General features: G+C 74.5%; 15 protein-coding genes. 5 read left to right on the forward strand and 10 right to left on the reverse strand.

The features are described 5' to 3' along the window. The 5 genes from ACWEQL_RS36450 to ACWEQL_RS36470 form a co-directional block, all read right to left on the reverse strand. Positions 1–381, reverse strand: a 381-nt coding sequence (locus tag ACWEQL_RS36450) for an RICIN domain-containing protein (protein ID WP_452154847.1), incomplete at its 3' end; no start/stop codon positions are given. An 8-nt stretch (positions 382–389) separates the two neighbouring features. Next, entirely contained in the window at positions 390–674 is a 285-nt protein-coding gene (locus ACWEQL_RS36455; RefSeq protein ID WP_452154849.1) for a hypothetical protein, read from the reverse strand. After that, positions 671–1,843, reverse strand: a complete 1,173-nt coding sequence (locus tag ACWEQL_RS36460; protein WP_452154851.1) for a hypothetical protein — start codon at positions 1,841–1,843, stop codon at positions 671–673. Before ACWEQL_RS36460 ends, ACWEQL_RS36455 begins: the two co-directional genes overlap by 4 nt. 271 nt (positions 1,844–2,114) lie before the next feature. Next, the gene (locus ACWEQL_RS36465) at positions 2,115–2,669 is read right to left on the reverse strand and encodes a hypothetical protein (protein ID WP_452154853.1); all 555 of its coding nucleotides are present in this window, start codon (positions 2,667–2,669) and stop codon (positions 2,115–2,117) included. Between the two features lie 287 nt (positions 2,670–2,956). After that, entirely contained in the window at positions 2,957–3,808 is an 852-nt protein-coding gene (locus ACWEQL_RS36470; RefSeq protein WP_452154855.1) for a LysR family transcriptional regulator, read from the reverse strand. Between the two features lie 81 nt (positions 3,809–3,889). Between ACWEQL_RS36470 and ACWEQL_RS36475 the strand changes: the two genes are divergently transcribed. The 3 genes from ACWEQL_RS36475 to ACWEQL_RS36485 all read left to right on the forward strand — a co-directional run bounded on the left by ACWEQL_RS36475 (position 3,890) and on the right by ACWEQL_RS36485 (position 6,003). Beyond that, complete coding sequence (locus ACWEQL_RS36475) at positions 3,890–4,384, forward strand: cupin domain-containing protein (RefSeq protein WP_452154857.1); 495 nt, start codon at positions 3,890–3,892, stop codon at positions 4,382–4,384. An 86-nt stretch (positions 4,385–4,470) separates the two neighbouring features. Further along, on the forward strand, positions 4,471–4,830 hold the full coding sequence (locus tag ACWEQL_RS36480; protein WP_452154859.1) for a DoxX family protein: 360 nt from the start codon (positions 4,471–4,473) through the stop codon (positions 4,828–4,830). 366 nt (positions 4,831–5,196) lie between these two features. After that, the gene (locus ACWEQL_RS36485; protein ID WP_452154861.1) at positions 5,197–6,003 is read left to right on the forward strand and encodes a hypothetical protein; all 807 of its coding nucleotides are present in this window, start codon (positions 5,197–5,199) and stop codon (positions 6,001–6,003) included. 133 nt (positions 6,004–6,136) lie between these two features. Here ACWEQL_RS36485 and ACWEQL_RS36490 read toward each other — a convergent pair whose 3' ends face one another. The 3 genes from ACWEQL_RS36490 to ACWEQL_RS36500 all read right to left on the reverse strand — a co-directional run bounded on the left by ACWEQL_RS36490 (position 6,137) and on the right by ACWEQL_RS36500 (position 8,796). After that, on the reverse strand, positions 6,137–6,715 hold the full coding sequence (locus ACWEQL_RS36490; RefSeq protein WP_452154863.1) for a hypothetical protein: 579 nt from the start codon (positions 6,713–6,715) through the stop codon (positions 6,137–6,139). Between the two features lie 280 nt (positions 6,716–6,995). Further along, positions 6,996–7,709, reverse strand: a complete 714-nt coding sequence (locus ACWEQL_RS36495) for an SDR family NAD(P)-dependent oxidoreductase (protein WP_452154865.1) — start codon at positions 7,707–7,709, stop codon at positions 6,996–6,998. A 406-nt stretch (positions 7,710–8,115) separates the two neighbouring features. Then, complete coding sequence (locus tag ACWEQL_RS36500; protein ID WP_452154867.1) at positions 8,116–8,796, reverse strand: class I SAM-dependent methyltransferase; 681 nt, start codon at positions 8,794–8,796, stop codon at positions 8,116–8,118. Between the two features lie 266 nt (positions 8,797–9,062). Between ACWEQL_RS36500 and ACWEQL_RS36505 the strand changes: the two genes are divergently transcribed. Next, complete coding sequence (locus ACWEQL_RS36505) at positions 9,063–9,497, forward strand: SgcJ/EcaC family oxidoreductase (protein WP_452154869.1); 435 nt, start codon at positions 9,063–9,065, stop codon at positions 9,495–9,497. On the opposite strand, the gene ACWEQL_RS36510 is transcribed toward ACWEQL_RS36505, so the two are convergent. After that, on the reverse strand, positions 9,431–10,750 hold the full coding sequence (locus ACWEQL_RS36510) for an RNA polymerase sigma factor (RefSeq protein WP_452154871.1): 1,320 nt from the start codon (positions 10,748–10,750) through the stop codon (positions 9,431–9,433). The two genes, ACWEQL_RS36505 and ACWEQL_RS36510, sit on opposite strands and share 67 nt — an antisense overlap. Positions 10,751–10,761: 11 nt before the next feature. Further along, positions 10,762–11,163 (reverse strand): YciI family protein, encoded by a 402-nt coding sequence (locus ACWEQL_RS36515; RefSeq protein WP_452154873.1) that lies wholly within the window; start codon positions 11,161–11,163, stop codon positions 10,762–10,764. Between the two features lie 681 nt (positions 11,164–11,844). Here ACWEQL_RS36515 and ACWEQL_RS36520 point away from each other — a divergent pair. After that, the coding region (locus ACWEQL_RS36520; protein ID WP_452154875.1) for a DUF4232 domain-containing protein at positions 11,845–12,402 on the forward strand (558 nt) is incomplete at its 3' end.

Below are 12,402 nucleotides of genomic sequence, written 5' to 3' on the forward strand. Positions count from 1 at the left end.
GGCTGCTGGAGCTCCAGCAGCCGAACGGCCGTAGTAGCGGCGCTTGCCGACGCCCAGGAGCAGGGACGAGCCCTTGGCGGTCAGCATGTGGCCGCTGCCGCCGGCGGCGACCTTCCACTGCTGGTTGTCGGCGCCGGAGCAGGTCTGCTGGGCGACGTGCCGGCCACGGCCGGCGTCACCCGCGATCTGCAGGCACTTGCCGGACTTGGCCGACCTGATCCTCACGTCGCCGTTGCCGGCGTCCTCGAAGAGCCACCGCTGGTTGGTGGCACCGGTCTGCTGGTGGCCGATCAGCACGCCGCCGTCGGCGGTGGAGCCGCCCCACATGTCCGCGGCCTGGCCGGTGAAGCTGTTGGCCGTGCTGTAGGCGGTGCCGGCCACGGCCGGCGTCAGTCCAGAGCCCGGTACTCGGCCGGCGGGTCCACCAACTCCGGGTGCTCCACGACGTAGTTGTGCCCGTGGATCGCCAGCATCGCCCAGTGCCACGACTCCTCGTGGAAGACCAGCCAACGGTACAGGTCGTCGCCCGGCTCGCAGGGCTCGTAGGGGTAGCAGTCCAGGGCGGCCTGCTCGGCCTGCTCCGGGGACATGCCCCCGTACCGCTCCATCACCCAGGCGTAGCCGCGCCGTTCCAGCTCCAGGGATCGGCGGTAGTCCGCCTCACTCCGCGTCATCGGCGTCCGCCTCCCCGCCCCAGGCCGAGACCGGCGAGCAGCCGCTCCAACGCCTGGTCGTCGGCCCCTTCGACCTCGATGTCGCCCTCCACCCGCAGGGTGAGGTGGGCGAACCGGGGGGCCAGGTCGGTCAGGACCTCCAGCGGGTCCCGGTCCCCGCCGGTGTCCTCGATCACCAGCTCCCGGACGGCCAGGCTCTCCAACCGGGGCAGCAGCGGGTGCTCGGCGAGGACCACGAAGTCGCCGGCCTCCTCGGGCTCGAAGGTCGCCGCGCCCAGGTCCAGGTGCCTCAGCCGGGGGTACCCGATGGGGTCGAGTTCCTCCAGTTGGGCGTTGCTGCCGACGGTGCCGTGGACGTCGTGGTCGATCTCCACCTCCAGCGAGACCAGGCCCGGCGTGGAGGTCCCGAAGAGGGAACCGTCCGAGAAGACCGCACCCCTGGTCCGAAGGTGCGTCAACTCCTCGTGCACCACGTCGTCGAAGAGGAACGCGCCTTCGAGCTCCAGGCCGCGCAGGGCGGGCAGCGCGGCCCACAGCGCCCGGCCCGCCTCGCGCGGGACCACCGGGTCGTGCAGGTACTCCTCGGGGTCGAGCGGACGGCCCGTCGAGGTCCGGTGGAGTGCGAAGAGTGTGTCGAAGTCGTGGCCGAGGTACAGCTCCGCGAGCCGGGGCCGCTGCCGCCGGGCGAGTGCCACGGCGGCGCTCCCGGCGGAGTGGTGGTGGTCCGTGAGGTGCAGTTCCAGCGTGCGCAGCCGCCCGGCGGCCGGATGGCACAGCAGCACGTCGATCAGCGCCGCCTCCCACTGCTCGGGATCGTCCACATCGTGGGTACCGCTGTGCGGGAGCTCCGCCAGGAGCCGTTCCACCAGCGCCCGGCGCTGCGGCCCGGTCCCCTCCGCCAGCCGGAACACGGCCGTGTCGAGGAGGCCGCGGGACCAGCCGAGCCGCCACGACCCGTCGGCCCGCAGCCCGTCGAGCCCGCACGCCCGCTCCACCCGCCCGTACGCCGCGGCGAGTTCCGCACCGTCGCCCGCCGCCCCGAGGTGCTCCAGCCGGATGGCCTCCCCCCGTGGATCACCTGCCGCGGTCAGCGCGTCCGCGTGGGCGAGCCAGTCCGCCCACGCGTCCGACACCGGCACCGGCGCCCGCGCCTCGTCGACAAAACCCATGCCACTCTCCTGCCTTCGGGTCCGTAGCAGTATCCCCGTCCCCACCGACACCCGCCGAGGTGCGGGCCGTGGACGACTGCGGCTTCCCCGAGGAGGGCGAGGCCTCGGCCGTCGGCCGGGGAACCGGCCCCTACCAGGACAGTCGCGGGTCCTCCTCGTACCGTGCGAGAACCAGGACCTGCGCCATTCTGCTCATGCGCGCATGTCGCCCCATCGGGCGGACCCCGTGCAACTCCCGGCCCGTCTGCCGGGCCAGGGCCCGGCGGGCTGGTCAGTGCGGGAGGAAGCGGCGGGTCCAGGCGGTGAAGGGCCCGCCGAGGGCGGTGTGGGCGGCGGCAACCAGGGCGGCCGGGTCGGCGGAGGGTGTGAGCCCGAAGTGGGTGTGCAGCCAGTCGACCAGGGCCGGGTGGCCGCTGCTGGGCTCGTGGTCCGCACGGCGGTGGACGTGAACGCCCTCGCGGTCGACGGCGATCTCGACATCGCAGGCGAGGAGCCGGAACAGCTCGGGCAGGCTGCGGGCCACCACGAACTCACCGCCCTCGTCGCCGAACACGACGACCGGCAGGGTGCCCGGATCCGGCCGGTCGTCCATCCGCCACAGGGCGTACAGGGAGCCGGAGAAGTTGGCCTGGGCGAAGGGGGTGAGGCGGTCCAGGAAGGCACGGTCGGCGGACCATCCGGCCGTCAGCACGGAGGTGTCGCCCTGGGCGGTCAGCTCGAAGCCGTCGGCGAGGAAGGCACCCGGAACGCTGTCCTGCAGGGCCTTCAGCCGCTCCAGCTCCGGGACCGGGGCGTGCGGGCGGGACAGTGGGTGAGGGTCCGTCATCGGTCGGCCTGCCATCCGGTGGGCGCGGGGGTAACAGGGCGCCAGCCTACGCAACCCCACCGACAGCCCGGCCCGGGTCACCGCCCCGCACCCGCATCCTCCAGTGCATGCCGGCGCCGCCATCGGCATTCGCCGGGGTCGGCACCGCTGTGCACCGGCAGACCGGGGCCATGACCTCCCGGCCCACTGACCGGGGCGCACCGGGAGTCCACCCAGGCCGCCCGGACGGCAACGTCACACCCGCCGCCGGCCGGTTCACGGGTTGCGGCAGCACCGGTCGCCGGTGGTCAGTGGCGGTACGCGGCTGTCGCGGTCTCGATGAAGGAGCGGATCAGCGGGTTGGTGTCGCCCTCGTTCCACACCGCCACCACCCGGCTCGGCGGCATGTCGGTCAGCGGCACCACGGCCAGCTCCGCGGGCAGGTCGTGTCCGAGCGGGGCCAGGCCGACCGTGCCGTTCCACAGCACGGCCTGCAGGCATTCCTGGACGGCGCGCACCACCGGGCCCTCGCGCGGCCGGCCGCCGTTCCAGTACGACTGCCAGACGGGGTCGGTGCCCGGCGGGAACTGGAACCAGCGGCGGTCGCTCAGCTCGGCCAGCCGCAGCCCGTCGCGGCGGGCCAGCGGATCGTCGGTGCGCAGGACCACGCCGACCGGATCGGTCCGCAGCGTACGCACCGTCAGGGCGGTCCCGTCGAACGGCGCGCGGGTCAGCGCGACGTCGACCAGCCCGGCGCGCAGCCCGCAGGTCGGGTCGGTCAGATCGGTGTCGCGGATGCGGATGTCGATGCCGGGGTGGCTCCGGCGGTAGGCGGCGGCCAGCCTGGCCACGCCCGGGTCGGTGCCGTCGCCCAGGATGCCGATGGTGAGGGTCGCGACGCCGGCCGCCGCGCTCACGCGCACCCGGACGCGGTCGGCGTGGGCAAGCAGGGCCCGCGCCTCGTCGAGCAGCACCGAGCCCACCGGGGTGAGCGTGACCCCCGTGGGCGAGCGGGCGAACAGCAGGGCCCCGACATCGGCCTCCAACCGTTTGATCGCCCGGCTCAGCGGCGGCTGGCTCATGTGCAGTCGGGTGGCGGCCCGGCCGAAGTGGAGTTCCTCGGCGACCGCCACGAAATAGCGCAAGGTCCGTAGCTCCACGCTGCAACGATACCCACCGGGTATCGGCGCCGTGGAACGGGTCTTGGACACCGGCAGCTCCCCGGCGGTGCACTCGTGGGCATGACCGAAGAAGCGAAGACCGGCGGGCCGCAGACCCGCCCCGCCGTATCGGTGGTGCGCCCCGGCGAGGGCGAGACGATCGTTCTGGGCACCACGCGCATGCGCGTTCCGGAGGACGGCGGCCACACCGGGCACCGCCTCGCGATCGCCGAGTCCGTCCTCGCCCCGCACACCCAGGGGCCGCCGCAGCACCGCCACGCCCGGCACGACGAGGGCTTCTACATCCTCTCCGGCACCGTGCGGTTCACCGTCGGGGACGAGGAGCACGACGCCACCGCGGGCACGCTCGTGATGGTTCCGCCCGGCACCCCGCACACCTTCGCCAACCCGACCGACCGACCCGCCGTCATGCTCAGCACCTTCACCCCCGACCTGTACGTGCAGTACTTCCGGGATCTCCAGGAAGTCCTCGCCGACGGCCGGCCGCTGACGCCGCAGGCCAACATCGACGCGATGGGCCGCTACGCGACCGCACCCGCCACCGACCTCACCTGAAGCCGGTACGGCCCGGCCCTGCCCGGCCCTGCCCGGCCCAGCAATCGACGGGTCCCCGTGAACCGGTGGGCCCATGAACGGGAACCATGAACATCGCCTACTGGATCGTCGCGGGACCGCTCGCGCTCTTCCACCTCTACGCGGGCACGCTGAAGGCGGTCCGCAGCCGCGATCGACTCCGGCCGATGATGGCCTGGGTCGACCGCGTACCCCTGCCCGTCCTCAGGGCACTGGGGGTGGTCGAGATGCTCGGCGCCACCGGCCTGGTCCTGCCGCCGCTGACCGGCATCGCTCCCCCGCTGGCGACGGCCGCGGCCATCGGCCTCGTACTCCTGCAGACCGGCGCGATCGCCGTTCACCTGACCGGCGAGGACCGCCGGATCGCACTCAACGCCGGGCTCACCGCCACCGCGGCCCTGACCGTCTGGCTGGCCACCCGGCTGTGACGCCGCCGTCCGCGCCCCTTGTCCACGTTGCCGACCGGGGGGAGGCGAGGCCGGGGTGTCCCTCGACGAGGGGCGACGTGGTCGGCGTGGTCGAGGTGGTCGGCGTGGTCGAGGTGGTCGGCTGACGCCTGCCGGGTGCCGACGTGACGGCCCGGCAGCGGTATCGGACGGTGCGCCGTGTACAGGTCGACCTCAATCGGTGATCGGGCTGTGACCTGCGCAGATGTGGTGATCACTAGGGTTGCCGGGTGCCGGACAGCGGCACGCTCCCGCCCGCTTCCGGCCGGCGGGTGACGGCATCTGCACCGCGCGCCGCACCCTGACGAGTCGCTCGTCCGGGCCGCGGCGTTCGAAGGAGGAACCCGCATGACCCCGTCGGCCCCGGAGGGCCCCAAGTCGGTGTGGCGGCGCAACACCGTGCTGGCCCTGGCTGCCGCCTCGCTGACCCTCCTCGCGTTCGAGGTCGGCGGATCCGACACCGAGGAAGGCAGCGCGGCCCCGGCCGCCCCGTCGTCGTCCGCCCCGTCGTCGTCCGCCCCGTCGTCGTCCGCCGTGACGAGCGCACCGGCACCGGCACCGTCCACGCCCGCGGCCGCGCCGACCGGGGGCGCCGTCGCCTCCGCCTCCGCCGGACCCGCCGCGTCGGGCGGTCCGCTGTCCGCCCGGCCGATGATCGCACTCGCCGACGCCTTCCCGGCCGAGGTCCCGGACGGTTCCGGCGGGGTGTACACCAAGGTGGGCGCCGCGACGCTGCAGGACTGCACCCAGCCCGACTCGGTCGGTCCACGGCTGATCGCCATGATCGAGAAGAGCAAGGGCTGCCTCGGGCACCAGGTCGCGCTGTACAAGGACGCCCGGAACAACCAGTTCAACCTCTCCGTCTTCACCATGAAGGACCCGGTCGACACCGTCCGCCTGGTGACCGGGCTGTCCATGGCCTTCGACTCCTACGAGGTCGGGGCCCAGGCCCCGCCGCCGGGATCCGGGCTGCCGACCCTCCCGCCGGACAGCGGCATGGTCCAGTCCTTCGCCGGCCAGGGCCGGGCGATGGTCGTCGGGCTCGGCCAGTGGTCCGACGGCCGGGTGGCCGACTACCAGAAGCTGGTCGACCGTCTCCAGCCACTGCTCACGGGCGTCTCCAAGGGCATCGGCGCGTACGAGACCGGACACTGACCCCGAGCGGTACCCGAGGCGCCCCCGACCGCCGTTCGCGCCGGGGGCGCACTCCTCGGCTCGGCCGCCGACTGCCCGCAGCACCTCGACCGCGAGGGGCGCCCGGCGCTGGGGCTCAGGCCGGCACCGGGGCTCAGCCCGGCGCCGGCTTCGGAGTCACCGTCACCCTGGTGCCGTCCGGCCTGACCAGGGCGGCGGGCCCGTCCTGCGGGCCGAGGTTGACGGAGTCGACGAAGACGGTGTCGGAGGCGGGATCGAAGTGGAGTTGCGCCCAGTCGGCCCAGGCGAGGTCCTGGTCCGTGGGCCCGCTGTGCACCCACTGCGCCCCGGCCGGCGCGGACCCGGCGAGCGCCGTGGGGATCCCCGGGGTCGAGGCGGAGGGCTTCCCGGGGGCGGTGGCGAGGACGCGCGCGACCCCACCGGGCCTCAGCTTCAGCACGGCCTTGATCATGATGTCGGTGGGCCCGGGAACCCGGTCACCCCCGGCAGGGACGTCCGCCGTCCAGCTCGCCGCGACGATCGGACCGAGTCCCGGCAGCCGCTTCTCCAGCGGCCCGACGTCGGTCCGCACCACAAGGGCCGCCGAGGTGACCGCGCTCGCGCCCGTCCCCGACGGCTCCCCCGCCGAGGCGCCGCAGCCGACGCACGTCAGCCCCGCCGTCACCACCACCACCACCGCCGCCGCCGCCGTGAGCCGTGCTCCGCGTCCCACCCCTGCCCCCTCCCGGCCGGTCCATCCACCAGCCCCTACGCTTCCCTCGGCCCACCGGTCCCCGTGGCGGCTCCGGCGGCCTGCGGAGCGCCCTTCCGTCGCCCCGGCACAGCCGGGGCCGGGATCGCTCCGGGCAGGCCGCGATTCTCGCAACCCGCCCTCGCCCCGGTCTTGGAGAAATCCGAACAGTCCGCCCACCCGCGGTTGTCAGCGGGTCAGAGCGTCGGCCGGCCGCCACCGAAGGGGGCGGGGCGGCCGCGGCGCACGGGCCGACGGGTGGTCACCAGGGGATCGGGCGGCCCTGGCGGAAGAAGCCGCCGGTGGGGCCGGAGTCGGGGAGGGTGGCGGCCCACAGGACGCCGGCCGCGCCGGTGGCGACGGGGGCACCGCCCGCGCCGCCCATGTCGGTGGCGATCCAGCCCGGGCAGACCGCGTTGACCAGCACGCCGTCGGGGCGCAGCTCGCCGGCCAGGGTGCGGGTGAGGGCGTTGAGCGCGGCCTTGGAGACGCCGTACGCCGGGGTGCCGCCGCCCATGGACGCGAGGGAGCCGCTCTCGCTGGAGACGTTGACGATCCGCGGGTGGGCCGAGCGCCGCAGCAGCGGGACGAAGGCCTGGGCGACCTGCCAGGCGCCGAAGAGGTTGGTCTCCATGGTGCGGCGCACCTCGTCGAGGTCGACGTCGACGGCCCGGCGGCCCGCGTCGTAGTTGATCGCCGCGTTGTTGACCAGGACGTCGAGGCGGCCGAACTCGGCGTCGACCGAGCGCGCGAGTTCCAGGACACCGGCGGCGTCGGTGACGTCGAGGGTGCGGGGCAGGAGGGTGCCGCGCGGGCCGCGGCCGTGGGAGAGGTCGGCGGCGGCGTTCGCGGCGGCCTCGGGGTCGCGGGCGCAGAGCAGCACGGTGTGACCGAGTTCGGCGAGCTGGCGTGCGGTCTCGCGGCCGATGCCGCGGTTGGCGCCGGTGACGAGGGAGATCGGTGCGGAGGTGTCCATGGCCGGTCCCGTTCCCCCCTCGTCCACGGCTCATCCACCCGCTCGGCGGCCGGGAGGTTCGGCGAGCGGGTCGGGCCGTACGGACGGACGGGCCGGCGCGGGAGTCCGGCAGCAGGCGCGGGAAGTCGGTGACCTTCGGGTGAACGGCGGATCGGCGTCGTGGTCGGGGTGGAGGCGGAAGCCGCGGGAGTCGATCACGTCGAGCGCGAAGCGCCGGCGGCCGGGCGGTCGGCCTTGCCCGCGTCCTCGGCCACCGTGCGGGACCGGTCGGGCCTCTTCTGGTCGTACGACGGGCACTTGGCGCGGCGCGGCCCCGTCGGCCCCGGTCCTGGCGGACGCCGTCCCGTCCTCATCGACGCCCCGTCCGACCTCGGTCCGCGGCCGCCGTCCGGCGACGGGGTGGCGCTCACCGGGGCAGGGTCTGGGTGACGCGCCACAGCCGCCGGGGCAGACCGCCTTCCTCGAAGGCGTGCACCTCCTGGAGGTTCCAGCCCTCGGCGAGGGAGTCGACCAGGTCGCGGGGGAAGAAGTGGACGGCGAAGCCGCCGTGTTCCCAGATGTCGTCGCCGTGCCCGGTGCCGGCTCCGTAGTGGGCGTCGCCGGTGTGGCGGACGGTGTAGACGAAGGTGCCGCCGGGCCGCAGTACCCGCCGGACCTCGGCGACCAGGGCGTGGATCTCCTGCGTGGACAGGGCCATGCACAGCAGCATGTGCGCGAACACCGCGTCCACCGAGGCGTCGGCCGTCGGCAGCGGCTCGCGCACGTCGTGCACCACCGTGGTGACCCGCTCCGCGGTGCCCTGGGCGACGGCGGCCCCGCGCAGTTGCTCCAGGCCGATCGGGCTGAAGTCGGCGGCCAGCACGGTGAAGCCCTCGCGGGCGAGGTACAGCGCGTCGCGGCCGTGTCCGGCGCCCAGTTCCAGCACCTCGCGGGCCCCGGCGGCCCGGAACACGCCGGCGGCGTGGACGGCCGGCTCGGAGGGTGCCTCGCCGTACATGCCCGGATGCTCGCCGTAGGTCTGCTGCCAGTGCTCGCGCTGGGCGTCGACCGGCTCCCGCTCGTGCTGCTCCCGTTCGCCCTCCGGCATCCCGGCGCCCCTCTCACCGCCCGGCCCGTGCCGGGACTCTCCTGCAGGTCAGCCTAGATCCGGCGCCGACAGGTGGCCGGGCAAGAACGGTCAGGCCGGGCGCCCCGGGGCCGGCAGGCCGGCGGCCCCGGCCGGGGTGTCCGGAGGAGGGGGATCCCCGCCGGATGCCGGGCTTGACCTCAAGTCGGGTTCAAGTTGTCTGATGATCTCCGCGGCGGTGATCACCGCCGCGGACCGGACGACAGCGAAGCGGGGAGGTACCGGAGATGACCGGCGAGGTGCTCGTGGTGGGCGACATCGCGGTGCGGGTGCGCGAGGCGGTGACCGCGGTGGTCGCCGCGCTGGAGGAGGCGTTCAACTCCAAGGACGCGGTGGCGCTGGGGGCGCAGTTCGCCGAGCACGCCTCCTGGACCAACGCGATGGGGCGCCGGCTGGACGGCCGGTCGGCGATCACCGAGTTCAGCCGGCCGGCGATGGAAGGGTTCCTGCGCGACTCCTTCGCCCGCTACGACGTGACGAAGCTGCTCGCCGTCGCCGAGGACGTGGTGGCGGTGAACGTCGCCCAGACGCCCACCGACGCCGACGGCACGCCCGTGCCGGGCCCGCACGGTGCGGCGCTCTACGTCATCGCCCGTCAGGCCGACGGGTGGAGGATCGTGGCCGGCCAGAACAACGCGGTCGACGCCCCGACCGGGGGCTGAGCGAGCCCGGGCGACGTCCGCCCGGCGTGCCGGTGCAACCGGGCGGCCCGGGTGGTCAGGTACCGCTGCTCCGGCACGCTGGTGGTCCTGGCCGCCGCCGCGCGGTAGTGGTCCAGCGCGGCCGCCGTCTCCCCCGCCATCTCCAGCAGGTGGGCCCGTACGGCGTGGACCCGGTGGAGGTCCGCGGGGAGCCCGCCGTCGGCGTCGAGGTGGTCGAGCAGTTCCAGCGCGGCGCGCGGACCGTCGACCATCGCGAGGGCGACCGCGCGGTTGAGCGTGACCAGCGGGCCGGCGGCCACCTGTTCCAGCAGCCTGTACAGGCCGAGGATCTGCGGCCAGTCGGTGTCCTCGGCGCGGGCGGCCTCGTCGTGGACGGCCGCGACGGCGGCCAGCACCCGGTACTCGCCCGGCCGCCCCGGGCGGGTGAAGGAGCCGCGGAGCAACACAGCGCCTTCCGCGATCAGGGCGCGGTCCCAGCGGGTGCGGTCCTGCTCGGCCAGCGGGATCAGCTCGCCGTGCGGGCCGGTGCGCGCGGGCCGGCGGGCCTCGGTCAGCAGCATCAGCGCCAGCAGCCCGGTCGTCTCGCCCTCGGCCGGCAGGCTCCGGTGCAGCTGCCGGGCCAGCCTGATCGCTTCGCCGGAGAGGTCCGGGCGGTTGAGGACCGGGCCCCCGGAGGCGGTGTAGCCCTCGTTGAAGAGCAGGTACAACACGTGGAGCACGCTGCGCAGCCGCCCGGGCCGGTCCGGCGCGCCCGGCGCCGGCACCTCGAACACGGTCGAGGACGTCTTGAGGCGCTGTTTGGCCCGGCTGATGCGCTGCGCCATCGTCGCCTCGGGGACGAGGTAGGCGGCCGCGATCTGGGCGGTCGTCAGGCCGGCGACGGCCCGCAGTGTCAGGGCGATCGCCGAGGCGGGCGTGAGCGCCGGATGGCAGCACATGAACAGCAGGGCCAGTGAGTCGTCGGCCGCCGGCCCCGGCGTCGGGGGCGGTTCGGCTGCCACGCGTTCCTCACGTCGCCGCCGGGCCGCCTCGCTGCGCATCAGGTCGGTGTGGCGGCGGGTGGCGGTGCGCAGCAGCCAGCCGTGCGGGTTGTCCGGTACGCCGTGTGCGGGCCAGTACCGGGCGGCGGTGATCAGGGCTTCCTGGACGGCGTCCTCGCACGCGCAGAAGTCCCCGGACCGTCGTACGAGGGCGCCGAGGACCTGCGGCGCCAGCGAGCGCAGCAGGTCCTCGATCACGGGCCGGTCGGTCACGGGCCGGCCGGTCACAGGTCGAAGGCGGCGTCGGTCATCACCTGGCGCACCTCGACCGGTTGGCGCGTGGGTATCCCGCCGGGACCGGGCACGGCCGAGATCCTCGCGGCGATCTCCAGGGCGCGGGCCTCGGAGTCCACCTCGACGACATTGAAGCCGGCCAGGACCTCCTTGGACTCCGGGAAGGGGCCGTCGGTCACCACCGGCGCCGAAGTACCGTCCGAGCGGACGATCCTGGCCAGGCGCGGGTCGGCCAGCGGGGTGAACCGCACCATCTCCCCGCTCGCGACCAGTTCCTTCGTCAGGGCGGCGTAGTAGTCGAAGTGCGCCGCGATGTCGTCGGGCGCCCATTCGTCCATGGGCCGCTCGACCACTCCGCCGTCGTGGTTGACCATCAGCAGGAACTTCGGCACGTGCACTCCTTGATCGTCGGCGCGCCCAGTGTGGCGTACCCACCCCGTGAACGGAGCCGGCACGTGGTCCTCGACATCACCCGGGGACGAATCTTCGAGTCACGTTCCACCACGGGGAACGGCGGGCATGCGTGGCCGCACTTTCTGTGAAGCCTCATCACCTCGGGGCCGGCGGGGGTGACGGGGCACCGGCACCCCCGGTGCTCGGGGCGGGGAGATCACTCACTCGCCGGGGCGACGGCACCCGGGGCTCCGGGAGGCCGGCCGTTCCCACCCATGGCGCCTCCGGCATGGCGGCACATCAGTCCTCGACCGCACCCGAGGAGTTGACGCTCGCCGGCCGCCACCGCGCACCCGGTGGCCGGCGACCTGCCGTCCCGTCCGATCGCAGTGCTGTCGTGGTCCGGGGTCAAGGTCATCCGGGTCACGGCTCTGTCCCGGTGATCGGCAATGGCGACGGCGGGGTGCGGTGGTGGGGTGAACCCGGCATCCGTGCAGGTCAGCGGCGGGGTGCGGGACGGCACGGCGGGCGACGGCGCGGGTGGTTCGCGGCCGTACGTGTCACAGCACTGTCCTGGGGACGGCCCGGGCGGAACGGTTCGTCCGCGAAGGCGGTCCTGGTCTTCGGAAACCCGCTCGCACCGAGCACCCGACAGCACCACCCACCCGGAGGAACACACCGTGCGCGTCCGCAAGCCCGCCTTCGCCGCCCTGGCCGTCGCCGCCGCCCTCTCGCTCACCGCCTGCCAGGACAACGAGACGGGCCCCGCCCAGGGCGCCCCGACCGCCGCCCCGACCGCTCCCACCGGGGCCTCCCCCAGCGGCGCTCCGGCCTCCGGTGGCCCGGCTTCGGGCGCTCCGGCCGCCGGCGGTACGGCCTCGGGCGGTACGGGGAAGGGCGGCACACCGTCCGCCGCCGCGCCGGCCGGCTCCGCCGGGGCCGGGAAGACCGCCAAGTGCCGGACCGCGGACCTGACCATCACCGCCGCGGACCGCACCATCTCCGGCGACCCCGAGAACACCGTCGTGGTCGAGCTGAAGAACCACAGCGGCAAGGACTGCTCGCTCTCCGGGTACGCGGGCGTCGACCTGAAGACCTCCGCCGGCACACTGTCCGCGAAGCGCACCGGCGAGCCGGTCGTCACGGGCGTCGTGGCGAACGGCAAGTCGACGTACTTCGGCATCACCTACCCGGCCAACACCTCGGGCGGCTCCGGCGTGCGGATCACCAACCTGGTG

It is taken from the genome of Kitasatospora sp. NPDC004240 (genome assembly GCF_053603215.1).